Origin of the sequence: Polyangium jinanense (assembly GCF_028435265.1) — a bacterium.
Lineage (GTDB): Bacteria > Myxococcota_A > Polyangia > Polyangiales > Polyangiaceae > Polyangium > Polyangium jinanense.
Map to the genome: position 1 here is coordinate 187,737 of NZ_JAGTJK010000016.1, position 26,613 is coordinate 214,349.

At 69.6% G+C, this 26,613-nt stretch carries 23 protein-coding genes; 17 read left to right on the top strand and 6 right to left on the bottom strand.

Annotated elements, in window-relative coordinates:
- The first annotated feature begins 54 nt into the window (after positions 1 to 54).
- Positions 55 to 1,311, top strand: coding sequence for a hypothetical protein (locus tag KEG38_RS27055; protein ID WP_272422812.1), 1,257 nt, complete (start codon positions 55 to 57; stop codon positions 1,309 to 1,311).
- Positions 1,312 to 1,315: 4 nt separating this feature from the next.
- Here KEG38_RS27055 and KEG38_RS27060 read toward each other — a convergent pair whose 3' ends face one another.
- Genes KEG38_RS27060 through KEG38_RS27075 form a run of 4 tightly spaced genes read right to left on the bottom strand, consistent with a single transcriptional unit; the run spans position 1,316 to position 7,298 of the window.
- A complete protein-coding gene (locus tag KEG38_RS27060; RefSeq protein ID WP_272422813.1) occupies positions 1,316 to 3,751 on the bottom strand; it encodes a TonB-dependent receptor domain-containing protein in 2,436 nt (811 codons plus the stop codon).
- 42 nt (positions 3,752 to 3,793) lie between these two features.
- Positions 3,794 to 4,003: a radical SAM-modified peptide, FtsH ternary system-associated gene (locus KEG38_RS27065; RefSeq protein WP_272422814.1), complete on the bottom strand. Its 210-nt coding sequence runs from the start codon at positions 4,001 to 4,003 to the stop codon at positions 3,794 to 3,796.
- Positions 4,000 to 5,034 carry an AmmeMemoRadiSam system radical SAM enzyme gene (amrS, locus tag KEG38_RS27070; protein WP_272422815.1) on the bottom strand — a complete coding sequence of 345 codons (1,035 nt, stop codon included), beginning with the start codon at positions 5,032 to 5,034 and terminating at the stop codon, positions 4,000 to 4,002. The genes KEG38_RS27065 and amrS overlap by 4 nt, the downstream gene beginning before the upstream one ends.
- The gene (locus KEG38_RS27075) at positions 5,031 to 7,298 is read right to left on the bottom strand and encodes a WD40 repeat domain-containing protein (protein ID WP_272422816.1); all 2,268 of its coding nucleotides are present in this window, start codon (positions 7,296 to 7,298) and stop codon (positions 5,031 to 5,033) included. The genes amrS and KEG38_RS27075 overlap by 4 nt, the downstream gene beginning before the upstream one ends.
- Before the next feature lie 64 nt (positions 7,299 to 7,362).
- Here KEG38_RS27075 and KEG38_RS27080 point away from each other — a divergent pair, with 64 nt between their 5' ends.
- The 12 genes from KEG38_RS27080 (at position 7,363) to KEG38_RS27135 (ending at position 20,129) form a co-directional block, all read left to right on the top strand.
- Positions 7,363 to 7,947, top strand: coding sequence for a hypothetical protein (locus KEG38_RS27080; protein WP_272422817.1), 585 nt, complete (start codon positions 7,363 to 7,365; stop codon positions 7,945 to 7,947).
- Complete coding sequence (locus KEG38_RS27085) at positions 7,944 to 9,014, top strand: HesA/MoeB/ThiF family protein (RefSeq protein WP_272422818.1); 1,071 nt, start codon at positions 7,944 to 7,946, stop codon at positions 9,012 to 9,014. Before KEG38_RS27080 ends, KEG38_RS27085 begins: the two co-directional genes overlap by 4 nt.
- Positions 9,015 to 9,070: 56 nt before the next feature.
- The gene (locus tag KEG38_RS55650; RefSeq protein ID WP_272422819.1) at positions 9,071 to 10,411 is read left to right on the top strand and encodes a ubiquitin-conjugating enzyme E2; all 1,341 of its coding nucleotides are present in this window, start codon (positions 9,071 to 9,073) and stop codon (positions 10,409 to 10,411) included.
- Positions 10,408 to 11,007: an MPN domain-containing protein gene (locus tag KEG38_RS27095; protein WP_272422820.1), complete on the top strand. Its 600-nt coding sequence runs from the start codon at positions 10,408 to 10,410 to the stop codon at positions 11,005 to 11,007. Before KEG38_RS55650 ends, KEG38_RS27095 begins: the two co-directional genes overlap by 4 nt.
- Positions 11,004 to 11,930, top strand: coding sequence for a hypothetical protein (locus KEG38_RS27100; protein WP_272422821.1), 927 nt, complete (start codon positions 11,004 to 11,006; stop codon positions 11,928 to 11,930). The genes KEG38_RS27095 and KEG38_RS27100 overlap by 4 nt, the downstream gene beginning before the upstream one ends.
- The gene (locus tag KEG38_RS27105) at positions 11,927 to 13,915 is read left to right on the top strand and encodes an ATP-binding protein (protein WP_272422822.1); all 1,989 of its coding nucleotides are present in this window, start codon (positions 11,927 to 11,929) and stop codon (positions 13,913 to 13,915) included. Before KEG38_RS27100 ends, KEG38_RS27105 begins: the two co-directional genes overlap by 4 nt.
- The gene (locus KEG38_RS27110) at positions 13,912 to 15,078 is read left to right on the top strand and encodes an AAA family ATPase (protein ID WP_272422823.1); all 1,167 of its coding nucleotides are present in this window, start codon (positions 13,912 to 13,914) and stop codon (positions 15,076 to 15,078) included. Before KEG38_RS27105 ends, KEG38_RS27110 begins: the two co-directional genes overlap by 4 nt.
- Positions 15,078 to 15,854, top strand: coding sequence for a hypothetical protein (locus KEG38_RS27115; protein ID WP_272422824.1), 777 nt, complete (start codon positions 15,078 to 15,080; stop codon positions 15,852 to 15,854). The genes KEG38_RS27110 and KEG38_RS27115 overlap by 1 nt, the downstream gene beginning before the upstream one ends.
- A 10-nt stretch (positions 15,855 to 15,864) precedes the next feature.
- A complete protein-coding gene (locus tag KEG38_RS27120; RefSeq protein ID WP_272422825.1) occupies positions 15,865 to 16,119 on the top strand; it encodes a hypothetical protein in 255 nt (84 codons plus the stop codon).
- Entirely contained in the window at positions 16,116 to 16,790 is a 675-nt protein-coding gene (locus tag KEG38_RS27125) for a tetratricopeptide repeat protein (RefSeq protein WP_272422826.1), read from the top strand. Before KEG38_RS27120 ends, KEG38_RS27125 begins: the two co-directional genes overlap by 4 nt.
- Positions 16,787 to 18,556 (top strand): DUF8588 domain-containing protein, encoded by a 1,770-nt coding sequence (locus KEG38_RS27130; RefSeq protein ID WP_272422827.1) that lies wholly within the window; start codon positions 16,787 to 16,789, stop codon positions 18,554 to 18,556. The genes KEG38_RS27125 and KEG38_RS27130 overlap by 4 nt, the downstream gene beginning before the upstream one ends.
- Positions 18,557 to 18,728: 172 nt before the next feature.
- Positions 18,729 to 20,129 (top strand): hypothetical protein, encoded by a 1,401-nt coding sequence (locus KEG38_RS27135; RefSeq protein ID WP_272422828.1) that lies wholly within the window; start codon positions 18,729 to 18,731, stop codon positions 20,127 to 20,129.
- A gap of 77 nt (positions 20,130 to 20,206) precedes the next feature.
- On the opposite strand, the gene KEG38_RS27140 is transcribed toward KEG38_RS27135, so the two are convergent.
- On the bottom strand, positions 20,207 to 20,788 hold the full coding sequence (locus tag KEG38_RS27140; RefSeq protein ID WP_272422829.1) for a hypothetical protein: 582 nt from the start codon (positions 20,786 to 20,788) through the stop codon (positions 20,207 to 20,209).
- Positions 20,789 to 21,055: 267 nt separating this feature from the next.
- On the opposite strand from KEG38_RS27140, the gene KEG38_RS27145 reads away from it, so the two are divergent.
- Positions 21,056 to 21,607 carry a SixA phosphatase family protein gene (locus tag KEG38_RS27145; protein WP_272422830.1) on the top strand — a complete coding sequence of 184 codons (552 nt, stop codon included), beginning with the start codon at positions 21,056 to 21,058 and terminating at the stop codon, positions 21,605 to 21,607.
- A 331-nt stretch (positions 21,608 to 21,938) separates the two neighbouring features.
- Here the strand turns inward: KEG38_RS27145 and KEG38_RS27150 are convergent, their stop codons facing one another.
- Complete coding sequence (locus KEG38_RS27150) at positions 21,939 to 22,952, bottom strand: AAA family ATPase (protein WP_272422831.1); 1,014 nt, start codon at positions 22,950 to 22,952, stop codon at positions 21,939 to 21,941.
- A gap of 146 nt (positions 22,953 to 23,098) precedes the next feature.
- Here KEG38_RS27150 and KEG38_RS27155 point away from each other — a divergent pair, with 146 nt between their 5' ends.
- The 3 genes from KEG38_RS27155 to KEG38_RS27165 all read left to right on the top strand — a co-directional run bounded on the left by KEG38_RS27155 (position 23,099) and on the right by KEG38_RS27165 (position 26,417).
- Positions 23,099 to 24,673: a peptidase MATCAP family protein gene (locus KEG38_RS27155; protein ID WP_272422832.1), complete on the top strand. Its 1,575-nt coding sequence runs from the start codon at positions 23,099 to 23,101 to the stop codon at positions 24,671 to 24,673.
- 52 nt (positions 24,674 to 24,725) lie between these two features.
- Positions 24,726 to 25,460, top strand: a complete 735-nt coding sequence (locus KEG38_RS27160) for a hypothetical protein (protein ID WP_272422833.1) — start codon at positions 24,726 to 24,728, stop codon at positions 25,458 to 25,460.
- 282 nt (positions 25,461 to 25,742) lie between these two features.
- The gene (locus KEG38_RS27165) at positions 25,743 to 26,417 is read left to right on the top strand and encodes a hypothetical protein (protein WP_272422834.1); all 675 of its coding nucleotides are present in this window, start codon (positions 25,743 to 25,745) and stop codon (positions 26,415 to 26,417) included.
- Positions 26,418 to 26,613: the final 196 nt, after the last annotated feature.

Sequence of the window (26,613 nt, forward strand, 5' to 3'; positions counted from 1 at the left end):
TGACGGGTACGTCCGCGCCTCGCGGACCGGTCGGGCTCCTGGTACCATGAGCCCATGAAGTACCCTCTTTCCTTCCTTGTTTTCGCGGCTTGGCTCGCGGGCTGTGGACCCGTGGTGGATACGAACGACACCTCCACGTCCGGGAGCGGCGGCGCCGGCGGTTCGTCCGGCGTGGGCGGTTTCGGCCCGGCTCCGTCCGCGCGGTGCGTGCCGCTCACGAAACCTTCGGTCGACATGCTTCCGCTTTGCGGCTCGGGAGACGCGCCTTGCCAGATCCTCGAAGAGGAGCTGCTCGTGGTTCCGCCCGCATACCGGAACGACGCCCCGGCGCTCTCGCTCGACGCGTCCTGCCGGCCCCGGATCCTCTTTTCGTCGGCCGTGAACGAATACAAAGGGTTTTACGCCGTGCGCAAGGCAGCGGGCGATTGGGAGGTGAATCCGACACCGTTCGACTCGGCCACGGCGGGGCTCGTATCGATCACGCCCGATGTGCCGGTCGCGCTCGTGAACGACGGGGCCTTCGGGGCGTCGTTGTGGTCGTTCACCGCGGAGGGGTGGAGCCTCGTCGACCATGTACCGGAGGAGGGCACGAACCTGGCCCGGGGATTTGCGATCGGACAAACTGGTGAGCTCTTCGCTGGATTTCGTGGTCCCGGCGACGAGCTCCTCTTCGGGAGACATGGTTCGTCCTGGTCCGTCGAAATGCTGGGCGGGACGCCCTTTCCGTTCCCGGTCGTGGTCTCGCCCGAGGGCGCGCCGCACCTGATCGCGTGGGAAGCCGTGAATGGCGCGTGGGAGCTCCACTGGCATGCGCCGCCGCTCGCGCACGAGGTCGTCATGCCGCTCGGCTCGGGGACCCTGCAAGCGGATTCGTATCGCCTCGTGCTCGGCGCTACCGGGGCGGACGAGGCGAACCCCCAGGGCAAACCCCACGTCCTCGCATTACGTCAGCTCTCGGATTTCACGTTCGAGCTTGTATACGTGACGCGCGAGGGGACGAATGCGTGGACCGTCACGCCCATCGAACAAGTGCCGCAAGGGGTCACCGTGTATCCGCTCGGAGTCGTGACGGACGAGGCGAGCTCCGTGCGCCTCTTTTATTCGCGGTTCGAAATCGGCGCGCCGACCACGGGGCAGTTCGTCGTCGCCGCGCCGCATCCCGGCGGCATCGCGCAGGCCGTCGTGACGGAGGGGTTTTCCGCGTTCGGCGCCACGTTCGACCGCGACGGGGCCGGCCGGCTTCACGTCGCGCTCTACGAGCTCGGGATCTCGAGCGACGTTGGGATCCGATATCTCGTGCTCAGCCCGTGATCGGCTAGAATCCCCCCTCGACCCCGATGCTCGGGATCACGAGCGGCCCGATCTCCTCGGGTGCGCATCCGTCCTGGAAGCTGCATTCGTATTGCGTCACCTCCTTGCCGGCGGTCGCGTTCAGCACCTCCACGGTGAACGAGAGCCATTTGCCGTTCGGGAACGTCCACCGTTTTTCTAGACGCACGTCGAGGCGGAAGAACGCGGGCAGGCGGTCGGGCAAATTCAGGCTCGCCACGTAGTTCGCGAGCAGCTTCTGCAGCTCCTCGCGTTGCGCGTGCTCCTCGGGGGTGTCCGGGAGATCCGGGCCATCTTCGGGGTCGTCCGGCAGGCCGAGATCGCGGCGGCGGACGCGGTAATCGAGGATCATCGGGGAGCCCGTGTAAAAGACGATGCGGCCGCCGATCTTCCAGTTCCGGCCGAGATCGTAGGAGGCCGCGAGGTTCACGACGTGCCTCCGGTCGTAGGCCGACTCGAACGTCGAGTTGCCAATGTGGCGGAGCGAGCGCGAGAGCGTATACGAGAGGAACCCGCCGAGGCGCTTCGAAAGGCTGCGGCGCAGATAGAGCTCCATGCCGTACGTGCTGCCGATCCCCCGGAGCTCCGCCTGTCGGGCATAACCGAGCTCGGTCCCAGGCGGACGATTGCCGATCGGATCACTCAGGTTGAAGAACGCGCCACGAAAGCCCGTCACGGTCGCGCTGATGTCGAACGGCAGGCTCATCTCGACGCCCGCGCTCGACAGGAGCCCCGTCTGCACGCCGCCCTGCAATCCGCCGATCTGGAGGCCCGGGGCCGCGCCGAGGAAGCTCGGGGGCTGGTGCGTCACGCCAAACGCGCCGACGAGCGTGAAACGTTTTCCGACCTCGAGGCGGCTCGAGAGCCGCGGATCGAAGGTCGCCTTGGCGACGCCGTCGGACGTGAAGATGTCGGAGCGCACGCCGGGGATGAGCTCGAGCGCGGGGTGGGGGCGGATCACGGCGTCGGCCCAGACGGCGGCCGTGAAATCGTCGCGGCTCGTGAGCTGGCGCATGAGCGCGAGGTCGTTCGGGCTTGGCGCGTCGTCGTCGTTCTCCTCGATGTCGATCTCGAAGCGCTCGAGGTATGCGTCTGCGCCCGCGCGTACGGTCACCATGTCCGAGGGGCGCAAGGTGAGCTCGGTGCGTGAGCCGAGCAGCCACGTTGTGCCGGCGTTCTCGCCGCCGCGGGCCTGGCTCTCGTCGTAGCCGAGCGTGATCGCGTGGCGCAATTTGCCATGCGCGCCGAGTTTTCGATCGTAACGGAAATCGACGCGGTGAAACTGCCCGGCCACGACGGTCTCCTTCTCGCCGTCGTCGTCGTCGATCTGCGCGAGGTAGTCGTGCGAGCCGAAAGCGAACACGCCGATGCGGTCCGAGGGCGTGAGGTCGTAATGAACGCGGGCCTGGTAGTCCCAATAGCCGAGCTCGACGCCCGGGGAGGCCAGCTTCAGGACGAGCTCGGGATACGCATACCGGCCGGCGACGAGCGCGGCGCCGCGGCCATTCGCGAAAGGCGCCTCGACCATGGCGCCGGCGTCGAACAGGCGGATGTTTCCCTCGCCGTGCAGGCGGTTTTCGGGCTCGCGGATGGTGCCGGTGACGATGCCGCCCGTGAACCGGCCATAACGTGAAGGAAAGCCGCCGGGATAGAGGTCCACGCGATCGACGAGCCCGGGATGAATGACGCTCGGCCCCGCGGCCACGTGGAAGAGGAGCGGGACGCGAATGCCGTCGATGAAATACCCCACGTTCCCGGGAGGCGCGCCGCGCACGAAGAAATAAGGGACACCCGAGGCAATCGGCGTGACGCCGGGCATGGCTTCGATCGCGCGGAAGGGATCACCGAATGCGCCGGGGAGCTGGCGCACCTCGACGCGGGACATCGTGCGCGTGGTGGGCGCCTGGTGTTCGCCCTGGACGCGGACCTCGATAGCCTCGGGCACCGGGTTTTTTGCAGGTGGCGCGGCGGGGGCGGGCGCTCCGGGGTTTTGTATTGGCGCGGGCGCGGAGGGGGGTTCGGTGGGTGGCGCGGGCGCTTCGGGGACGGGGGCGGGCGCGCGGAACGTGACGAGGAAGCGGATGCGGGCGCTGATGGGTTTGCCATTGCGATATGCGGGCTCGAACTCCCATGTCGAGGCGGCGGCCGCCGCGGCGCTGGCGAAGGGCTCGGGGCCTTCGATCACGCGGGCCTCGGTGACCTTGCCGTCCGAGCGCACCAGAATGGCGAGCATGACGTCGGCGTCGCCCGTCGCGCCCTCGGGATAGGGCGGGATCGTGGGCCCACGCGGCGAGGGCATGGTCGTCTCGGGCGGCGGCTCGCTCGCGGATTGTGCGTGGGAGGGGGCCGTCACGAGGCCGAGGGCGAGGGCCGCCGCGCCGGTGACGAAGCCGCGGACGAGGAGCGATCCCGGTTTCGACATGGTTTGACCACCAACGTACCACGAATTCCCGGAAATGCAGGCCTAGCCGCAGAGCATTTGCTCGAGGACGGCCGGATCGAGGGCGAGGAGGAGCTCTTCGAGTTCCTTGGGCCGGACGGCGTCGCCGATCACCTCCACGCCGTCGGCCGTCGGTCGGATGCGGAGCTTCACCTTTCGGCCCTCGGGATCGGCCGCGTACTCCTCGGGTGTGATGAGATCGGGGAGAGACGCGACGAATTCGCGTTTGGTCATGTCGGCACCTCGTCCCATCGCCCGGGGATGGCTTGTGAGCAATGGGGGCATTTTCCGTGGACGAGGTCGTTCTCCGCGAGCGCCCACACGTCCCTTCGAATCACGGCCTGGCCACAGCCCGCGCAATGTGTATTGCGCCCCTCCTCGCCGAGCGCGCGTTCGATGTACACGTGCGCGAGGCCGACGTTTCTGGCGATGTCGACGGCTCGGCGGAGGAGGTCGGGGTGCGTCGGGGGCGCATCCTGGAGGCGGTAATCGGGGTGGAAACGGACGAGGTGCCAAGGGGTCTCGGCGCCGAAGGAAAAGACGAGCGCGGCGAGGGCGCGGAGCGAGGCGTCGTCCGTGTTCAGGCCCGGGATGAGCGGGGTCGAGATTTCGAGCCAGACGCCGCATTCTTTCCAGATCGAGAGGGCCTCGAGGACGGGCGCGAGGGGCGCGGCCGTGAGCTTGCGGTGCGAGGCGTCGGCGGGTGTTTTGAGATCGACGTTGGCCGCGAGAAGGGCCGGGGCGACGAGGCGGGCGGCGCCTGGACTGACAAACCCGTTGGTCTTCCAAAGGATGGAGGGGCGAGCGTCGCCTCGGAGCTCGGCGACGTCGAGCGTGAGCTCGGCGGCGAGGATGGGCTCGGTGTACGAGAAGGCGAGGAGCGCGCCTTTCTCCGCGCATGCCGCGACGAGCTCCCGCGCCGTGATGGGGCGCGCGGTCCAGGATGCCTCGTTGGTGCGGCCATACTGCGACACGGAAAAATTCTGACAATAGGTGCAGGCGAACGTGCAGCCCGGCGCGGCCACGGTGAGGACGGTTTTTCCAGGATGAACATGATAGAGCGGCTTCCGCTCGATGGGCTGGGCGTGGAGGACGGACGTCGCGTAGGTCGCCGTTTCCATCGTGTCCCCGCGCCTCTGCCGCACGTGGCAGCGGCCGCGATCGCCGTCCGCGAGCGCGCACGCGAAGGGGCAGAGGGTGCAGGTGAGGCGCGCGCCGTCGGTCCGGTAAAATCGCGCGGGGCGCCATTCCGGCGAAGAGGTCACGCGAGCACCTGCCCGAGCGCGGCCGCGAGCAGGCCTTCGTCGTCGGGGCCGAGGCAAACGGCGCGCTTGCAACGCCTTTGCCACGCGGGCTCCCGCGGGTGGCCCGGGTAATGGACGAAGAAGCCCGCGAGATCCTTCGGCGCGGGGACGTCGAGATCTTCCTCGCCGAAGGACGGATGCGAGAGGAGGACGATCGTGGGCTCGAGCGGCCCGTGCATGGGCAAAGAAGCGCAGAGCTCGGCGGCGAGGGTCAGGGTTTTTCCGGTATGCACGGGCTCTCGCGCGCGGGCCGTGAGCAATTCGAAGAGATCGGTGCGGTGCACGATCGCCCGCGCCTCGTTTTTGCCGCCGGCGGCGATGAAATAAGCGGGCAGGCCGACGTCGAGCAGGGACGCGGCGAGGGCGTGCGCGGCTTGCCGGAGCATGGCCTCGACGGGGCCGAACGAGGTGGGCGAGACGTCGAGGACGAGGACGAGGGGGCGCAGGCGCGGCGGCTCGCGGCCGAAGCGGGCGCGGTAGAGCAGGCCGCCGTCGAGGGCGCGGTAATGCCGGAGATCGTCGGGCAAGGCCCATTGCGAGGGGACGAGGTGGAGGAGGTGGCCCGACGAGGAAAAACCCGAAGGTTCGAGCCACGGGCCCCGGGCCTCCGCGGCGCCGAGGCTTTGCGCGGGGACACGCAAGGCGAGGAGCCGGCGATCGAGGGCAATCCGAGGCGCGAGCTGGGCCAGCCGTCCGAGCATCACGAGCGGGAGCGTGGGATCGTCAGCGCACGCCTCGGGACCGAGGGAATCGAGCAAGGCGAGCAGGCGATTGTCGACGGCATCGAGGGCGCGTTCGAGGTAGGCGAGGGGCAAGGGCGGCGCGTCGGGCTCGGAGGCGCTGCCGGCGAGTGCGTCAATGAGGGCGAAACGAATTTCGGCGGCGGAGATGTCGTTTGGCGGGGCGAATGAGGTGTCCTCGTAGTCGCGGAGCAGGAGCAAGGCGAGCGCAATGCGGGCCCGCGGCGGCCAGCGGAGCGAGGCGAGGGCGCTCGCGCCGGGGTGGCGCGAGAGGCGCTGCGTGTCGGGCGACGAGGCCTGTCCCGCGGTGAGGGCGAGCAAATCGCGGAGGAGCGAGAGCGGCGCCGATCGATTCACGCGGAGCAGAGCGACGAGCGCGCCGGGGAGCGGATCGAGATCGGCGGCGAGCGGGCCCGCGCTGAGGAGGCGTGGCGCGGGCGCCACGGCTTTCACGGTGGTGCGCGTATTCCAGAGGCGCGCGGTGCAAGGGTGCGTCGACGCGAGCAGGACGCCGTCGGGCGAAAAGGCCAGGCGATAAGCGAATTCTTCGGGGAATTCGTAGCGGGCGAGCGGGAGGCCGGTATTCGCGTCCCAGATGCGGATGGTGCGATCGGCCGAGCCGGAAGCGACGCGGCGGCCCTCGGGGGACCAGGCGACGCAAAAGACGAGGCTCGTGTGGCCCGTGAGGCGGAGAATGGGATCTTTCGGATGGAGGCCGCAGATGACGACGTCTTTGTCCTCGGAGCCGGTGACGAGGCGATTTCCGTCGGGCGACCAGGCGACGCCGTGAATGTCGCCGCGATGATGCTCGTGGGTGGCGAAGAGGCCACCCGGCACATTCCAGAGGCGGAGCTTGCCGCCCGAGGCGCCCTCGGCGAGGAGCGGCGCCTCGGGGGCGAACGCGACGGAATAGGTCATCGACCAATGGCCCGGGGCGAGCTCGGTCTCGGCCATCGTGCCGAGGTGCACGACTCGCGCCCCGCGCTGGCCGCCCATGGCGAGATACTGGCCGTCCTTCGAAAACGAGAGCTCGAAGACGGCATTGCTGCCCTTGATCTCGCGGAGCGTCCTGCCGGTCTCGGTGTCGGCGATGAGAACGGAGCCGGTCTTGCGCGCGTAGGCGATCTGCTTTCCGTCGCGGGAAACAGCGACGCATAAAATGCCGCGCCCGTATTCGGATTCGCTCTGCTCCCAGACCAGCGTGCCCGTGGGCAGCGCGAGGCGCCGAAGCTTGCCGTCGTCGCGGCCGAAGTAGAGCGCGCGGCCGTCGGGGGCGAACGTGACGGAGCCCGGACCCTTGCCGAGGTAGCTCTCGGAGAAATCGTCGATGATGCCGAGCGAGGCTGCGCCCGTGGCGCCTTTGAAGGGGCCGACGGGGCCGATCGTGGTGATGTCTTCGGCCACGGGCGCGCGCCCCACCGTGGCGGCCTGGCGCGCCACGTACGCGTCGAGCGCGGCCTTGGGTGCGTGCTGCGCCTCGCTCATACCCTGGAGCTCCCGACCTCCGGGTGTATCCGAATCCGAGGGGATTTGCTAAGGTTCTTTGCGGATGGCGAAGCGGGACACCGGGGAAGCGGCCCTCCGCGAGGCGTTCGACCGAGGCCTCGGGAAGGGGCGGGATCCGACGCGCAAGGATCCCGGGGTAGACGGGGGCAACCGGACCACGATCCGCTCGCCGTGGCTGGGAAAACCCTGCGCGCGCTGCGGGCACACGTTCCGGCGCGGCGATGCCGTGGAGCCGGCGACGGCGATGACGGACGAGGTTCGTCACGGCGGGGTTTGTCCGGACGAGGAAACGGCGTCCATGGCGGCGTCGTCGCGGGAGCGCGAGGCGTTTTACGCAGGGGTCGCGTCCGCGCATCCGCCGCCGCCGGGGCTTCCGCTCGTGCGGCTCTTGCCGGGGGATCCGCGGCTCGTGGCGCCGGGGCCGGCGGGGCGGCGGCCGTCGTGCGTGATCTGCGGGCACACGCTCAGGCCGTTCGACGAGGTCGTGGTTTGTCCGTGTAGCCCCGAGGCGCCACTCTGCCGCGGGGCCGTGCACCGCGACGCGATCCGGACGATGTATTGCTTCGACGAGTGGCAGAAGAGCAAGATCGGGCAGCATTGCCCCGTGACCTCGCGGAAGCTCACGTGAGCGGTTTGCCCGAGCGATTCGCGCGGCACGCGCTCGTGCCAGGGTTTCGGCAGGATCGGCTCGCCGCGGCGACGGTGGTGATCGCGGGCGTGGGCGCGCTCGGGAACGTGGTCGCAGAGGCGCTCGCGCTCGCGGGCGTGGGGAAACTCGTGCTCTGTGATCCGGACGTGGTCGCGACCTCGAATTTGAGCCGCGCGCCGCTGTTTCGCCCGGCGGACGTGGGGCGGCCGAAGGTGCTCGCGGCGAAGGATACGCTCGCCGCGGTCGCGCCGGAGACGGTGGTGGAGGCGCGGCAAGCTTCGCTCGTCTCGGGCGTGGGGCTCGCGGAGATGCGGGATGCGTCGCTCGTCGTGGGTTGTCTCGACAGCCGCGCGACGCGGATGTCGCTCGCGGGGCGCGCGGGGCTCGTGCGGGCGAGGTGGATCGATGCGGCGACGTCGGCGTGGGGCGGGGAGGTGCGGCCGTTTCTGGATCCGGACGGGCCGTGTTACGCGTGCGCGCTTTCGCCCGAGGAACGCGCGAAGAGCGACGTGCCGTGGAGCTGCATGGATCCACGCAGGCCCGCGGAGCTCGGGGCGAGCGCGCCCATCGCGGGCCTCGTGGGCGCGTGGGCGAGCGCGCTCGCGATGCGGGTGATCATGGGCGAGCCCGTAGCGACGCATGCGGTGGTGATCGACGTGCTGCGCGGCGCGGCCGAGCCGCTCACGATCCAGCGCGCGCCCGATTGCCCGCTGCACGCACCGATCGGGGAAACGACGCGGATTCCGCTCGGGAGTGATGCGACGGTGGGGGCGCTTCGCGCGGCCCTCGGACCCGAGGCGCGGCCGCTCGCGTGGAGCCCGCTTTTGCAGAGGCTCGAATGTCCACGCGGAGATCACGTCGAGGATGCGTGGGGCACACGGGGAACCCGGGACTGCCCGCGCTGTGGTACGTTGATGCGAGCGCGGACGACGCTCCTCTTCGAGGGCGCGCCCGAGGGGGCGGTGTTGTCGGATCTAGGGGTGGCGCCGCGCGAGATCTTCGCGGTGCTCGGTCGATTCGGAATCACATACGTGGAGCTTTCCTGATGTCGAACGCGGGACTTCTTCTGGACAGGGCGGAGGCCGTAGGCGAGCTCGGGCGCGTGGCAGAGACACGCGAAGACGCGCTCACGCTGCTCGGAGGCGCGATCCTCGCAGGCGTTCCAGGCCTCGAAGGCGCGCGGCTGCCGCGGTTCGAAGGGCCGCCGCGCGACTATTTTCAGAAGGTCGCCGAGATCGTGGAGCAAGGCGGCGGGCGCGCCGGTGTCGCGGCGCTGCTTTCCGAGGCGTCGCGGCTCTTTCCCGGCAAGAGCGGCAAGGGGCGCGAGGCGGCCCCGGCGCGTGATTCCGCGGCGCCCGCGCTGCCCATTTCGATCGTGCTCCAGGAGGACCTCGGTGACGAGCAGATCCTCGCGATCGTGAAGGCGTCGCGCGGCGTCGCGGCCTCGCTCGGGCGAAGGGCGGCGCTCGATCTCGTGAGCCGCGAGGAAGGGGGCCTCTGCGTGTCGTTCGAAGGCGCGAGCGAGGACGAGGCGGAGACGATCGTGCGGTCGCTGCACGCGTCGATCGCACCCTCGATGCGCGTTTCGGTTGCGCGCGAGAGTCATGCGTTCCGCGATTATTTCCTCGATCCGCTCCAGGCCGAGGGGCCGGATGGGCAGCGGTTCGTGCTCGATCACGTGCGGGCCTCGACGCGGCTCGTGGACGTGGCGCAGGCGATCCTCGAGGCGTACGAGGAGGCGTTCTGGCCCATGGGCAAGGGCGAAAAGGCGCTTCCCGTCGTGGATCTGCGTCGGCCCGGCGAGCGCGGGGCGCGGCGGCTCTTCTCGCAGCAGACGCTGCACGACGCGGGCGTGCGGCCCTTCGATCTGCTCGAAGTGCATCCGGAGCGGCGCGCCGGCAGCGTGAATCCGTTTCTCTTGACCGAGAGCCTCGCGATGGTGAAAAACCAGATCCTCGAGTTTGCCGGGACGCGAGGCGGCTTCGAGGTGCAGGCGAACGCGCTCGACGTGCCGACGGAGTACCTCGTGCGCTTCCGCGCGCCGGGGTTCGCCCCGGGATCGCCGCCGCGGCGGATCGAGGAGCACGAGGTCCTGCTCGTGATGCCGCCCGATTTCCCGGTGAAGGCGCCGGAGGCGTATTTCCAGCGCGAGGTGTTCCACCCGAACGTGGACGCGAAGACGGGGCTCGTTTGTCTGGGCGTGCTCGCGGAGAGCTATCGTCCGGGGCTGCATTTCGGTACGGTTTGTCAGATGCTCGTCGACATGGCGTCGTACCGGAACTACGAGCTGCGCGAGTTCTACAATCCCGAGGCCCACGCCTGGGCGTCTTCGCCCGAGGGGCAGGCCGCGATCGTGGCGATCGGCGGGCGCTCGCGCGGCGAGCTCGAAGGCGGGCCGGCGCGGCGCGCGCGTAGCGTGAGGATCGAGCGGCTCTCGGCATGATCCGGGCGAAGAAGGCGTTCGGCGTGTCCCCGATCGAGGAGCCGCCGCCGCCCCTCCTCGAGAAAAGCGCGCTCGGTCCGCGCGCCCGCGCGTGGCCCGGAGAGGCGCGCGCGGAGGGGCCCGTGGACGTGTTCGTCCGGAAAAACGTGCGCGAAGCGCTGGGCGTTTCGTGGGCGTTTTCGCGCGAGGTGGAGGAGGGCGGGTTCCTGTTCGGACAGGTGCATCGGGACGCGGATCAGCCTTCGCGGTGGCTCGTGGTGGTGACGGAGGTGATCCGGGCGGAGCACGCGGAGGAGGCGCCGGACGCGCTCGTGTTTTCGCCGGAGTCGTTCGCGTCGATGCGGCGTCATGTCGAGGCGACGCGGGACGGGGCTTCGATCCTCGGGTGGTTTCACACGCACCTCGTCGCGGGCCCGGAGGATCGGGGGTTGTCCGTCGTGGACCGGGATCTGCACTTCTCCACGTTCCGGCGGCCCTGGCAGGTGGCGGCGCTCGTTTGCGTGGATCCGGCGCGGGATCCCGAGGGGCGCGAGGTCTCGTTTTTCGCGCGGCAGGGCGATGTCCTCGTGCCTTGCGCCGTGGAGGTGCTCGCGTGACCGAGCTCGAACGGGGTGCGTCGGGACGAACCACGGGGCGGATCTCGGCGGCCATGTCGATCGCGGCGGAGGTGATCGCGTGGGCGAGCGCGTCCGGCGGTGCACGGCCGCGCGGGAAGGCGCCGCTCGGCGAAATGGGGTTTCCGTCGTTACTCACGCCGCCCGAGGTCGTGCGAGCCGCGGCGGCGGCGCTTGCCTCGATCCACGCGGCAAAGCTCGGCCTGCGCGCGCCGCCGTTCGGGGATGCGCGGCCCCTCGGGCCCGGCGGCGTCGTGCTCGCGGCGGCCGTGGGGCTCGCGGAGTCGCCGAGCGTGGCGGAGGCGCTCGCGGAGGCCTGTCCGGAGCTCTCGGGGGCGTGGGATCTCTTGCTGCGGGATGCGATCACCTCGCGCGCGCTCGCGACGTCGATCGACGTGGATCTCGCGGACATGCTGCGCGCGCGTTCACCGCTCTCGGCCGCGCTCGGCAGGCCCGCGCCCGGAGGCGAGGACGAAACGATCGCCACGATCGCGGCGCTCGTCCGGCATCCGGACGGGAGAAGGTTGGTGGTCCAAACGTTCGCGCGGCCGGGCGCTCCGCGTGACGTGCGGCGGTTTCGCGCGGCGGCGATGGAGCGGCTTCGCACGGGGGACGCGGGCTTGCTCGATCTGGTGATCGAGGTGTACGAGGCGGCGCTCGTGTTTCACCGGGAGCGCGTGATCGAGGAGATCGCGGCGGCGCGTGGCGTGATCACCGGGCGAGGGGATCCGGAGGCGAAGATCGAGGACGCGCTCGCGGTGGCCGCTTTTTACGGCCCGCTCTGGCGGATCCGGAGGGCGCACGGCGAGCTTTTGCGAATGCGCCACGGGCTCGATCTCGAAGGGATGCTCGAAGGGACGCGCCTGTTTCAGCTCGGCGCGCATCTCTCCGGAGAGGAAGCATGAGCCGGCCGCTCGTCTCGCTCGCGCCGCTCGGGGATGCCGAGGCGTTTCAGGATGCGCTGTTCAATGCGCAGGATCAGACGCTGCGGGCATTGCTCGAAGCGTGGCCCGCGCTGTCCTTGGAGCCGCTCGCCGAGGTGCTCGATCGGCGCGTGTCGGACCTGCGGATCAAGGTGGTGGCGATCTCCGAGCGCACGCCGGTTTTCTGGCCGCCGGGGCTTCGGTTGAAGGCGGTAGCGGCGCGCGCGGAGGCGCCGGCACCCGCGCCGGTTGTCGCCCCGGCGGCCCCTGCGCCCAAGCCTTCGCCTGCGCCCGCGACCGAGGGGCATCCGCAGGCGATCTCGGAGGCGCAGGCCGTGGAGATCGCGTATGGCGACGAGATCGAGCAGGTCGCGTCGTTCCTGCGAGCCGGCCTCTCGGCAATGGTCATTTGCGACAAACTCGTCGTGCGGCACCTCTGGCCGCGGATCGTATCGGCCGCGCGGCTCGATCGGGTGGTGCTGGAGCTGCCGCCCGAGGACGCGGAGGCGGCCATCGTGCCTCGGGGGCTCCGGCAGATGCAGATCGCGCGGCTGCGGGAGCTGATCTTCGGGCTGAAGGAGGGGCAGGTGCTGGTGCTGCCGCACCTCGATCTGCTCGTGGCGGCGACCGAGCGCGGGATGTCGAGCGAGGCGCGGGAGATCACGGAACTTCTGTACGAGGCGCCGGATCGGCCGCTGCTCGCGTTCGTGGATCGATCGCTCGTGGTGCCGGAGGTCGTGGCGGCGCGGTTTTCCGTGCGGATTTCGCTTTCGGGTTTGCCGCGGGAGGTTTCGGTGGACGGGCGGCGGGCGCCGGTGGGCGTGGCGCTCGTGACCCAGCGAGAAAGGGCGATGTTCGCCGATTACAGCCCGGCGGAGCTGTTCAAGCAGGTCGCGGGGCTCAATCCGATCCGCCTGCGCGATGCCATCGCCTACGCGGTGCAGATCGAGGCGCGGCGGGGGCATGGCGAGGCAAACCCCTCGCGCGTCGCGCGGCTCTACGAGTCGATCCGCGTGTTCAAGGCGCAGACGTCCGAGGATTTTGTGATTCCCGACGTCACGATGGATGATATCGGGGGATATGAGGACGTAAAAACCCTGCTTTCGCGGGCGATCAAGCTGCTCGCCGGGGTGTTTCAGCTCCCGGACGACAAGCTGCGGCGCGAGCTCATTCCGCGGGGGTTTTTGTTTCACGGGCCGCCGGGGACGGGCAAGACGCTGTTCGCGAAGGCGATCGCGAACCAGATGAACGCGACGATCCGCGTCGTATCCGGGCCGGAGGTCACGGACATGTACGTGGGCGAAAGCGAGCGCAAGCTCCGCGCGATCTTCGCGGAGGCGCGGCGGAACGCGCCGAGCGTGGTGGTGTTCGACGAGTTCGATTCGATCGCGGCCAGGAGAAGCGGGCGGGACGACGGCGGGAGCCGCGCAGGCAACGCGCTCGTCGCGCAGATCCTGACGGAGATGGACGGGTTCCGGCCCGACGTGCCGATGCTGGTGATTGGCACGACGAACCGGCTGAACCTCATCGACGAGGCGCTGCTCCGGCCGAGTCGGTTTCAGCCGATCGCGATCGGTTTGCCGGACGAGGCGGCAAGGAGGCGCATCGCCGAGGTGCACGCGAAGCATTTTCGGATCGAGGCGAGCCCGGCGCTGCTCGACGTGATCGCGGAGGCGACGCACGGGATGAACGGGGATCAGATCCGGTCGATCTTCCGGGACGCGTGCGTCGGGCTGTTTTGCGAGACGCCGCCCGCTCCGGCGACGCCGGAGCGGATCGGGTTTCTGGTCGGGAGGATTCGCGCGGCGGCCGACGAGCAGAGGCTCGAAGGGGCCGCGCCGATCGTGGCGGTCGCCGCGCGCGCGCCATCGGGGCCCGGGCCGCGGCGGCCGTCGGGCGCATTGTTCACGCTTTCGTCGGGGAATGGCCCCGGCGGAAATGGTACGTCCGGAGGAGGATCGACGTGAGTTATCCGGAGGCGACCCTTCGGACGGTGGACCGGCTGTCGCGGCTCGCGAAGGAGCTGAAGCGGCAGTTTTTCCTGCGGGACGAGGCGGTCGACATCCTCGTGCTCGGCGCGGTTTGTCACGAGCACGTGCTCTTGCTCGGGCCGCCGGGCACGGCCAAGAGTGATTTGCTGACGCGGTTCGCCGAGCAGATCGACGCGCCGCGGTTCCATTACCTGCTCACGCGGTTCACAGAGCCGGCGGAGATCTTCGGACCGCTGGATCTGCCGGCATTCCAGGAAGGGCGATACCACGTGCGCACGGAGGGGATGTTGCCTTCGGCGACGATCGCGTTCCTCGACGAGGTGTTCCAGGGCGGGAGCGCGATCCTGAACACGCTGCTCACGCTGGTGAACGAGCGCATCTTTCATAATGGTCCTGTCCGGGAGCGGGTGCCGCTCATGTCGCTCGTCGGTGCGTCGAACGAGCTGCCGGACGATCCGACGCTGAAAGCGTTTGCCGATCGATTCGCGCTCCGGGTGCTGGCGCCGCCGGCGCCGGACGAGGGGCTCGGCGAATTGCTCGATCGAGGCTGGGACCTGGAAGTCGAGCGGCTCGACGCAGCGAAACGGAGCGAGCGCGGGGAGGGGACGGCCGTTTTGCCGATGCTGAAGGAATCGGCGGTGCGGGCGCTGCAACATCACCTCGCGGGGGTGAAGCTCTCCGACGTGCGGCCGCTGTACGAGCAGATCCTGCGGGATACACGGGCCGAGGGGCTGGAGCTTTCGGATCGGCGGATCGTGAAGGGGCTCCGGCTCGTGGCGGGCGCGACGCTCCTCGCGGGGCGGGAGCAGGCGACGGTCGAGGATTTGTGGCCGATCAAGCACGTGTGGTCGCGGCCGTCGGATGCGCCGATCCTGAGGCGCGTGGTGGAGACACGAATGGCCGAGGCCGGAGGCGCGAAGGCGCCGCGGGCGCGCGGGCAGAAGCATATTCTCGCGGATCTGGAGACGCTGGAGGAGCGCGAGGGGAGCCTGCGCGGGGAGACGGCGATTTCCGCGCATTTGATGGCGCTCAATCGACTGCGGCGCGAGGTGATTCTGGATCACCCGGACGGGCGGGAGCTTCGGGAGAGAATCGAGGGGGTCGTGCGCCGCGTGCTCGCGCGGCTCGAGGAGGCGTGATGTGCAATCCGCGTCGAGTGGAGGTGACGGCGACACGCGCGATCGTGGAGGCGTGGGACCGCGAGGTGCGGCGCGTGGCGTCGCGGACGGGGACGGTGCGCGGCGAGGTGAGGATCCGGCAATCGCTGGCAGGATCGCTCGGGGCGCCGGCGCTCGCTGCATTGGAGCGCGCGCTCGACGCGGGAGATCTCGCGTGGCGGGAGGTTCCGGAAGGGTATCGATACGAGATTCACGGGGGATGGGCGCTCTATTCGCCCGACGATCGGAGCTTGACGATCGTGGCCACGCAAAGCGAAGAGGTGGTCGGTCGGGGCGAGGCGGAGAGGCGTTTGTCGGGGCGCGTGGAGGAGCGCATCTCGGCGAGCGGGATGGGGGCTTATTACGACGACGGATACAACGGCAGGACGCGGGCCGCGGCGGACGCGGAGGCGCAGGCCTCGGCAGAGGTCGCGCTCGACGCAGCGGCGCGGGCGCGCGTCGCGCAGGTGGCGAGTGACGCGGAGGCGGCCGTGCGCGTGGAGGTCGAAGCGGAGGCGGCACGCGCGGCGGAGGCCGATTTCGAGGCGCGCGCGGCGACGCGGCAAGCGGAGCTCCAGCGGCAAGTGGAGGCGCGCGCGGATCGGGTGTTCGCAGAGGCGCGGCGGGCATTCCATGCGCTGCTCGCGCGGGCCTATCGGGACGCGCTGCTCGCGATGGCGCGGCATCGGGGGGCGCAAGGGATTTCGGTGCACGAGGACGGCGATGTCCTCGAAATCGAGTTCGAGCTGCCGAGGTAGGAGGCGCGCCATGCCGACGCTCGTGCGATTTCGATTCAACAAGGTGACGGGGGAGGTCGAGGAGTTTCTGGTCGACGATCAGGATCGCCATCTGCCCGAGGCCGAGCACGACCGGATTGCCGCCGAGGTCGGGCGGTTTGTCGCGGCGTTCCCGCGGTTGCGCGAGGTGGGGCCGGAGGGATCGCCCTTGCGCGAGGTCGAGGGCGCGCGCGAGGAGCCGGCCGAGGAGGCGGAAGGCGGGCCGCTCGTGCCGGAGGTCGAATGACGTCGGCGCGGGAGCTCTGGGCGTCGGCGGGGCGGTGCTGGCTGTCGATCGGGGACGAGGACGAGGCGCTCCGGTGCTTCGAGGCGGCCGCGGCGTGGGGGAGCCTCGGGGTGCTGCACGAGCGAAAGGGGCGGTTTTTCCAGGCCGCGAAGGCCTACGAGCGCGCGCAGCAATGGGTGGACGCGGCGCGGTGTTTTCACGCGGCCGGGAAATGGGAGCCGGCCGGGCGTTGCCTCGCGAGGGCGGAGCTGCCGATGCGGCGTGCCTGGACGCTGGTGCACGAGATGGGGCGTGCGGCCGAGGCGGAGAAGGTGATCGACGCGGCGCCGATGCGCGACGTGGCGGAGACGGTGTCGATGACGCTCGTGCGCGCGCGGTGTGACGTGGCGCGCGGGGATCACGCGGCGGCGGCGAAGAAGCTGCGGGAGGTGTTTCCGGATCTCGCGCGGGTATCGCCGGCGTCGGGATATCGGTGCGTGACGGAATGGGCGGTGCTGATCGGGGAATCGATGCGGCGGCCGGATCTGTCGGCGCTGGCGCTGGCCGCGGGGCCGCGGGGCGTCGAGGCGGACGAATTGTGGGAGCGCTGGTCCTCGCGGGTGTTCGGGGAGGTGGTGCCGCCGCCGTTCTCGCTGCACGCGCAGGAGGACGAGGAGGCGAACGCCGGATGAGCGAGGGCAAACCCACGACGTTCTGGCAGCGGCTTTTCGGGCGCGCAGGCGACGTGGCGCGATCGGACGAGGCGCCGGCGAAGGAAGACCCGCCGCCGCCGCCGCCCCCGCCTGCTATTGCGCCTCCGGCTTCGGTTCCGCCTCCGCAATCCCCAGCCGTGGCGGAGTTTTCCCAGGCGCCGGCAGGGCAGGCCATGGCGCTTCTGGAGGCGAATCTCTGCGGCGCGATGTTTCCCGGGGCAGGCGAGGCCCTCGCATTTCTCGGGGCGCTCGGCGGGGCGCGGCTCGCGGCGCGCGCGGTTTGTCGGAGAGGTCCACAAGGAAGAATATGGGTCGAGGTGGCGGCGCCGCCCGAAAAGGCAGCGACGCTCGCGCGTCTGGCCGGAGGTCGCGCATTCACGGGCCTCGTCGCGGGCGCAGGAGAGGAGCCGACCCTGGGCGCGCCGCGCGCGTGGGTCGCCATGCTGCCGGATGGAAAACCGATGCCACCGCGGATTCTGTTGCCGCAGGGGTCATCGCGCACGGTGCTGGTCACGGGGCGCGACGTGGAGCGGCTGGAGCGGACGCTGTGGACCCATGCGCCGCTCTCGGCGCTGCTCGAATCGACGTCGCTGCGCGCCGAGCGAGCGCGGGCGCGCAGTGAAATCGTGGCCGTGGTGCCGCCGGAGCTCGCGCGCTGGGTCGTGGGGCGTTGTCTCGCGCTCGGGCTCGTGGTCGCGCTCGCGCCAGCCGAGCGGCGTGAGCTCGCCGAGGAAGGGGAGGGCGCGGGCGTCGTGTGGATGCGCGTGCACGCGCCGAAAGGCGTGGTGCCGGCGTCGTGGATCTCGCGGCTCGCGGATCTGCCGGGCGTGGTGGTCGCGTATGCGGCGGGCGGGGACGCGCGGCTCTTCGTGGATGCGCGGTGCGACGCGCCGGCGTGGGCGCCGTTTTTCGCGTCGTTCCTCGACCGAGACGAGGTGTGGGTGCTCGGCGCGGTGGATGTGGGGCACGCGAGCCTGCGTCTGCTCGGCGAAATGGTCCCCGGCGGATCCCTCGTGACCCTGCCGGATCGAGCGGCGGCGCCGATCGAAATGGGGAGAGCGGCGGCACGTTTGCCGGAGCCGATCCGGGTGGAGCTCGTGCACGATGGGCGCGCGACGCGGATCGACGGCGTCTTGCTGGACGCAGACGAGCTCGCCTGGGCGCGGCAATGGCTCGTGCGGCTGCCGGCAGGGGACGCGGTGTATCTCGCATTCGGAGAAGATCGGCACCTGTTGCTCGCGGCGGACGAGACCGCTTCGCGCGTGCCGTTTGGCATCGCGCTGTCGCGGATCGGTCCGGGGGCGATTTACGTCGAGCAGGGGCTCGGGTTTTTCCCGGCCATGCCCTCCGAGGCGCGGCGCCGGGCCTTCGGGCCGAAAGAAGGGGAGCTCGTGGTTGTCACGCGCGGCGGGTCGTTCGTTTTTCGGATCGATTCGCTTTCGCCGGCCTGGTCGGCCTGGATCGCGGAGCCGCCGCCCATGCACGCCGAGCCGTTCGGTCAGGCGACAAAGAAGCTCGCGGAAATCGAGCGGCAAGCGCGCGCGGACGGGGAGCGCGCGGCGGCCCGGAAGCTGCCCGTCGAATTCGATGTGCAGGACGGAGACATCGACGAGGCCAAGATACGCGAGCAAGCCGCGCGCGCGCTCGCCGGCGGGAGCCTCGCCCGCGCCGCGCAGCTCTACGAGCGAATCGGCGATCTCCGCGCGGCGGCGCAGCTCTACGAGCGCGCCGCGCGCGGCGAATAAGCGACGGAATCGACGCCGCCCCCGACAGGACGGGTTTTGCGCCCCGGGCATTCTCGTGTTTCGAGCGCCGTTCCCGCGTGCTCCTCACGTCTTGTCGTTGTAGGCTGGGTTACTTTACTGGGGGCCGAAGGCGTGAAGCATGCGCGTTCGGCGAATGAAATAGGGAGGATGCATGCAACGACGACGGATGGCGGGCGTGGCGCTCGGCGTGGGGCTTCTTCTCGGTATCGGGGCTTGTAGCAAGAACGATGAAACCCGGACCGAGACCTCGACGGGGCCTGCGGCCTCGGGTCCTGCGATGTGGTCGAACGCGCTCGGCGCCGACGGCAGGCAGGCAGGATGGTTCATCGGCGCGTCCAAGACGGGTGAGCTCGTCCTGGCCGGGACGATGGAAGGCTCCGTGAAATTCGGCGACGCAGGCGCACTGCAAGCGAAGACGAAGAGCGACATCTTCGTGGCGTGGCTCGGGCCGGACGGGAAGATCAAGCGCGCGCGGCGCTTCGGCGATTCGGGCCGCCACGTGCCCGTGGGAATGGCCGTCGATCCACAAGGCGGCGTGGTGATCTCGGGCCTCACCGACGGGAACATCGATTTCGGAGGCGGCCCGCTCGCGGACCTCGGCGGCGGTGACGCCTTCGTGGCCTCGCTCGGTCCGAACGGCGAGCTGCGTTTCGCGCTGCGCGCCGGCGACGCGACGATGCAAAATGGCGGCGAGGTCGCGCTCGCGGCCGACGGGAGCGTCTACTGGTCCGGTTCGTTCGAAGGGACCATCGATATCGGTGGACAAACCCTGACGAGCGCCGGAAACTCGGACGTGTTCGTCGCGCGGATCGAGCCGACGGGCAAGGTGAGCTGGGCGAAATCACTCGGCGGGACAGGGACCGAATCGGATGGCTCGCTCGTGATCGACGCGAAGGGCCAGATCCTCGTGTCCGGGTATTACGAGGGCGCGCCGAACCTGGGCGCGGGCGCGCTGCCGGACACCGGCGCGGCGGACGGCGAAATGCTCGTCGCCCTCGATTCCACAGGCAAGGTGCTGTGGTCGAAGGGCGCGCCGAACAAGACCGGCTTCTTCGGGTTTGGTCTACATGCCGGCGAGAATGGGACGTTCCTCGTCGGCACCGTGGCAGGGTCGATCGATTTCCTCGGCAAGACGCTCGCCGCGCAGGGCGGCTCAGGCGAGGGGCTCGGGGTCGTGCAGATCGACAGCACGGGCAAGGTGCTGCGCTCGGACGTCTTCCCAGTCGAGCGGCTCGGGCAGGTCTACGCGACGCCGCTGAAGGGCGGCGGTCTCGTCCTGGGTGGCCATTTCCAGGGCACGATCGATCTCGGCGGGCAGAAGCTCACGAGCGCCGGGGAAGAGGATCTGTTCGTGGCCTGGATGAACCCGCAAGGGCGCATCGAGCGTCGCGAGCGGCTCGGCGGCAAGGAGCACGAGCGTCTCGGCGATCTCACGGTGACGCCGGACGGGCACGTCGTGGTGACCGGCATGTTCGAGGGGACGATGAACCTCGGCGCCGGCGATCTGGTGAGCGGCAAGGGGCCGGACGCGTTCGTCGCGTTCCTGCGGTAATGCAATAAGGACCAACGGAGCGCGTCGGGCTCGCTTTGGGCAGGGCGGGCCCGACGCGCTCGCTTTTCTTCGCTTCGTTATCGCGTGGGCTTGAGGTGGAACGCGCCGCAGCCCGGGAACGTGATCTTGCCGGCGAAGAGCGAGCCGTCCGTGGCAATTTCGCCTTCCATGCTGACCATGACGTAGTCCTCGGGTTGCACGATCCAGCGGCTCGGATCGAAGCGCACGCGGCGGGTCTCGGGCTCGTACGTGCCAGCGATGAGGTAGGAGCCGGTCGCGCCCGAGGGGGCGTGCTGGAAGTCGAAGACCGCACGCACGACACGGCCGCGGACGTCGACGATGCGGAGCGCAAGGCCAGTGTTCCCCTGGACGCAGTCGTAATCGCCGACCCAGGTGCGCGAGCGCTGGAACGGGTTTTCCGCGGGGAACTCGCGCGGGATCCAGCCGCTCTCGTCCTGGGTGACGATCTCGGGCGCCGCAGTGCCCTCGGGCTGGTTGACGATGATGTAGATGGCCGTGGGCTCGGGCGCGGGCGCGACGACCTCCACCGGATCGGGAGGCAGCGGCGCCGGGGAACGGACGTAGTGCGGGCCGCCCCCACACCCGAGGGCCGACAAGGCCCCGACGAGGAGCGCCCCCCAGGCGGAAACGGCGCCCAACCACTTTGCGACCCTTCCCTCGGACGAGCTCAAGAACATCGTCTCCTCCCCGGCTCGCGTGTCTTCATGACCCGCGGCGGCCGGCCGCAGGGGTGAGAATAGCGCGTTTTCCCGGAAAGCACGTGGATTTCGCGCGTTCCCGGAAAGGCCCGTCGCTCTGGACATGATCCCGCGCATGCCGCCGGAGGTCCTGACGGCATTTCCCGAAACCCCTTCCGTGAAACGCGAGGTGCAGGGGCTCGCAGTACGGGGTAGAGATCACACGCCATGGATCTCCTTCTATTTCGACACGGCGAGGCCGTGGAAAACGCTCCCGGGCTCGGCGACGCAGGCAGGTGGCTTACGGCGAAAGGCCGGCGGGTGACGCGAAAGGTTGCACGCTGGCTCGACGAACGGTCGTCGCGTAGGCCCACGGCGATCTGGACCTCGAGCCTGGTGCGCGCGGTGCAGTCAGCGGAGATCCTCGCGGCCGAGATCGGCCTCGTCGAGGAGATCCTCGTACGGCCAGAGCTCGCGCCGAGCGGGGATCTCTCGGATCTGGTGCGCCTGATCGAGGCACATCGCGGGCGCGGGCCGCTCGCACTCGTAGGCCACGAGCCAAGTTTGTCGATGCTCGCGCGGAACCTGCTCGGCGACGTGGCCTGGCCCGGGATCAAGAAGAGCGGAGTCGCCGCGATCCGGTTCACGCCAGCCGAAGGCGAGGAAGGGCGGCGCGAGGCAAGCTTCCGGTTTTTGCTCCAGCCAAAGGGACTCGAGGTCGTGCGCTCACTCGACGCGAACTCGCTGGAAGAGGCAGCGCCGCAGCAGCCAGCGGCCTGAGCGGCTCCTGGAGGCGTTTCGCTGGGGCGTTGCCCCAGGCCCCACCCGGGGCTCTCCGCCCCGGGACCCGGACCAGCGCAAGCGCTGGACCTTTGGTCGATGAACTGCGCGATGCGCAGTTCATCGAACAGGCCGAGTCAAGACCCGTAGCGACCCTGCCAACCAAGACCGCCGTGACTGGCAACGCTGTCTCTGGTCTTGCCACCGGCCCGTTGGAAGAACTGCGCGACGCGCAGTTCTTCCACCCCGAGTCCAGGGCTTGCCCTGGTCCGGGTCGAGGGGCGGACAGCCCCCGCGGGGTCCGGGGCAGCGCCCCGGCGCGACGGCCCAACTAGCGGACGCTCTTCGCGGCTGCTTCGAGGACGTCGACGTCGCGTACGCCGTCGGCCTCGGCGCGGTAGGAGAGGACGATGCGGTGGCGGAGCGCGGGTATGAGCATGGCGCGCACGTCGTCGACGTCGGCGGCGGCCTCGCCGCGCAGGGCGGCGCGTGCTTTGGCGGCGAGGACGAGGGCTTGGCTGCCACGCGGGCCGGCGCCGTAACGCACGTACTCCTTGACCTCGCGCGCGACTTTGCCTGCCGTGGGACGCGTGGCTCGGCAGAGCGAGACGGCGAGGGAGACGGCCTCGTCCGTGACTGGGATGCGCGGGACGAGCTTGCCGATGGCGCGCACGTCGTCGGCGTGGAGGACGGGCTCGATTTGTGGGGCCTTGCCGCTCGTGGTGCGGCGCGCGACCTCGCGCTCCTCCTCTTCGCTCGGGTAGTCGACGTGGATTTCCAGGAGGAAGCGGTCGAGCTGGGCCTCGGGCAGGGGGTAGGTACCCTCCTGCTCGATGGGGTTTCTCGTGGCGAACACCTGGAAGGGATCCGGGAGCGGGTGCGTCGCCGCGCCGACTGTGACCTTGCGCTCCTGCATGGCTTCGAGGAGCGCGGCCTGGGTCTTTGGGGGCGTGCGGTTGATTTCGTCGGCCAGGATCAGGTTGTGGAAGATCGGGCCGGGCATGAAGCGCAGTGTGCGGCTTCCGTGCTGCTCGTGGAGCACGTCGGTGCCGGTGATGTCGGCTGGCAGGAGGTCGGGCGTGAACTGGACGCGGCCGAACGAGAGATCGAGGGCGCGGGCCAGGGAGGCCACGAGCAGCGTCTTGGCGAGGCCTGGGACGCCGACGAGCAGGGCGTGGCCGCGCGCGGCTAGGGTCACGAGCATGGATTCGACGACCGCGTCCTGGCCGACCACGGCCTGGGCCACGGCGGTGCGGAGGCGCTTGGCGGCGGCCTCGGTTTTTTCGAGCAGCTCGGCGTCGGAGAGTTCGGCCTCTCCCGTGTCGGTCGTCGTGTCGGTGGACATGGGGGTTCGGGGGCCGAGCTCCGCTCGCGGAGCGGAGCTCCTGAGCGTCGTACGGCGCAGGCCTCGTACCGCGAGCGTCGTGCCCGAGCAAGGCTTCCGGAACTTCCCATGATCCGTCCGGGCCCAACTGTGTGACAATCATCGTGATGCCCCCCAAGCAGGAGCCTCGCGAAAAAGAGCCGCGGGAGGTCGCCGCGTTTGCCGTGCCGCCGCCGCCCCTCGTCCCCGCTGAGGCGGAAGAGGGCCGGGAGGCCAAGGACTTGGCCGAAGAGCCCTCGAAAGAGCGAGAGCGGCCGCCGGAACGGCCGTCGAGCCCGGGAAAACGCAACGGAAACGGCAACGGCTCGGCGAAAGGGCAGGTTGCCGAGCACGCGGCGACCGCGCCGCTCGAGTCGCTCAGCCTGCGCGACGAGCCGATCCCGTCGGTGCCGCCGCCGCCCGCGGCAGGGCCGTGGCGCTCGTACAAGGAGATCCTGGCCAAGCTCTCGCAGCGCGTGCTGGAGGCGCAGCGGCCGATCCGGATCCTGCAGGCGCTCCGCTGGGAGTCGGCGGTGGAGGAGCAGTTCCTCCGGGGCAAGCAGCGTGATTTGCCGAAGGTGACGTACGCTTCCGACCTCGGTTTCGACGCGGACGCGAAGATCGCCGAGCTCGAGGAGATCCTGCGCGACGCGGAGCGCGAGCTCGGGAAGAACGACAGGCTCGGGCAGATCCTCCGGCAAACCGCGGCGGAGTACCGCGACGTCGTGCGGATGCTGAAGTCGCGCGGGAGGAAGGATTTTTACAAGCTGTCGCGGCTGCTCTACGGGTCGCCGAAGGACAAGCTGCCCGACGGTCAGACGAGCGTGCGTGACATGGGGATCGTGCTCTACGACGTGCTCACGGCGATCGGAGGCGAGAAGCTCGGTCCCCCGGAGCGGCGCGAGATCACGGCCGAGATGGCGGCGATGGAGCTGAACGCGCGCTTCGATCGGTTCTTCGGGAGCGCGGCGATCCGCGTGCAGGTGGACGACTCGATCCTCGCGGACGCGGCCGCCGGCAGCGACTACGTGAAGATCCGGAGCGGGGCGACGTTCTCGACGCGCGACATCGACATCCTCGAGGCGCACGAGGGGTGGGTGCACGTGGCGACGAACCTGAATGGGCAGGCGCAGCCCGTGGCGCGCTGGCTCGGCAAGGGTCCGCCGCGCACGACGGCGGTGCAGGAGGGGCTCGCGGCGCTCGTCGAGATCTTCACGTTCCGGTCCTCGCCGCGGCGCGCGAAGAAGCTGAACGATCGGATCCTCGCGGTGGACAAGGCCGAGGACGGCGCGAGCTTCCTCGACGTGTTCGAGTGGTACCGGACCGAGGGCTACGAGGAAGACGAGTGCTTCCAGAACGCGCGCCGTGTCTTCCGCGGCGGGCTGCTCGAAGGCGGAGGGCCGTTCACGAAGGACGCCTGTTACTGCAAGGGGATCGTCTTGAACTACGCGTTCATGCGGGCCGCGATCCAGCAGGACAAGGCCGCGCTGATCCCGTTCTTGTTCGTGGGGAAAGTGGCGCACGAGGACGTGCCGGTGCTGTATGCCCACGTCACCGACGGGATCGTGAAGCCTCCGCCGTACCTGCCGCCGCTCTTCGACGACATGAACGGGCTCGCGATCTGGATGTGTTACTCGTCCTTCTTCTCACGGCTCGGGGCCACGGCGATCGCCGAGCACTACAGCAAGGTGATGTCGCTGTAGCGCAATTCGGACGGCACATAGCCGCGGCCCTGTCAAGGAAAAAGGGCAGGACATGGGATCGCGGACGATGATGTACGGGGTGAGCGTGGCGCTTCTTTGCGTCGCGCTCGTTGGGTGTGGAGAAGGCGGCGGGACGGGCGGCACGGCCGGCGCGGGCGCGTCGAGCACGGGCACGGGCACGGGCGGCGCCGGCGGTAGCGGCGGGGACGGTGGCGGTGGGACGGGCGGCGCCGGGGGCGACGGCGGCGGGACCGTGGACAAGGCGAAAGATTGCGCCGACACGTTCGGCGACGCGCTCACGAGCGCGTTCGGGCGCGTGGACGGAACGGTGCTCGCCATCGTGAAGCCGACCGATACGCAATGCGCGATGCCGAATGACGATCACGTGGTCGTGCAGGTCGTGATGGACGGCAAGGCGTATCGGATGGTGGTGAACGTGCTATCGAGCTTCGGGGATCCGAATGTCGGATATCTCGAGACCACGCACGTGATGCCCGGGCCGGCGTGGCAGGAAGGCTGGCATACCGGAGTTTCCCTCGATTATCCGACCGACCTCGGGGTGCAGGCGGAGGAATTCACGGCGTACGACATGCCCACGCTGTCGGATATGATCGCCGACGCGATCCCGCTCGGCGAGAAGATCAGCGTGTTTGCCCACAGTTCGGGCGGAGCGAGCGCGCACAAGGTGCACCGGAACAGCGCGGCCCAGGATGGGGTCATCGTGCTCGATCCGGAGAGCGCCGCACCGAAGATGCTGCTCTTCCGGTTCTCGAATCAGGTATTTTGAAACTCTCTCCGCGTTGCGCCGCGCGGCCCTGAAAACGGGATCCGCGCGGCGCGGACGGGCCTCGGCACGGCCCGTAGGGGCGCGCCCATAAGATTTCTCCTGCGTCGGGCGAACGCCCGCGACACGTGTTCCATCGCCAGACCGCTCGACGTTTCGGCGCCCCGGATGAATGAATTCGCTTGGGGTCGGACCCCTGTGCAAGCGAGCACATGGTTGCTTTTTTTTCGCACTGGGGAAGGCCCTCATCGAAAAGGAAACAGGGGGAGGTTTCACATGAAGAACGTGTCGAGGATCGTTGCGCTGATCCTGTCCGCGTCGGCTGGCGTGTGGCTGACCGGTTGCGCTGCCGAGCTCGGTGATGCGGGTGAGGATACGGATTCCGCGATCGCCAACGTGCACGAGGGCAAGGGCATCACCAAGGGGCGTCTGGGCGGCCAGGCGGACATCCCGGTGATCTCGAAGGGCAAGGGCATGGGCGGCGGCCAATTCGAGGGCGGCCAACTCGGCAAGGGCGCGCGGGTCGCGGGCGGCGGCGAGACGCAGATCGAGGAACGGACGTTCGGCGGCGGCGGTCAGCTCGGCGGTCAGCTCGGTGGCCAGCTTGCTGAACGGCTCGGTGGTCAGGTCGCGGGTGAAGAGAAGTTCGAAGACACCCAGCGGGCCGAGGTCGGGGCCGAGGCCGAGGGACAGCTCGAGGATCTGGGCCTCCGCCACGAGGAGAGCGCGGGCCAGGCCGAGGAGGAGGGGGATACGGCGTCGTCGCAAGAGGCGCTGTCCTCTTGGTGGGGGGCCATCGGCCCCGGGTACCGGTACGGCTGGCGTGGCTACGGGTACTACCCCGGGCGGTTCTACGGCGGCTACTGCGGCTACGGCGGCTACGGCGGCTACGGCGGCTACTGTGGCTACGGCGGCTACGGCGGCTACTGCGGCTACGGCGGCTACGGCGGCTGCTGGTGATTGCTTCGGCCATGGCCGTACGGATCTCGTGAGTTGAGCTTTACGGGCCCGCTAGGACTTCTCGGAGTTCGAGCGGGCTCGTTTCATTTCCACGCTCGACCATTTTCCAAGCAAACGAACCTGCTCCGGACATGGGTTTTTTCGAGCCCATGGGGCGATACGTGTCCCGCACATTCCCGCGCCGAGACCGCTCGAC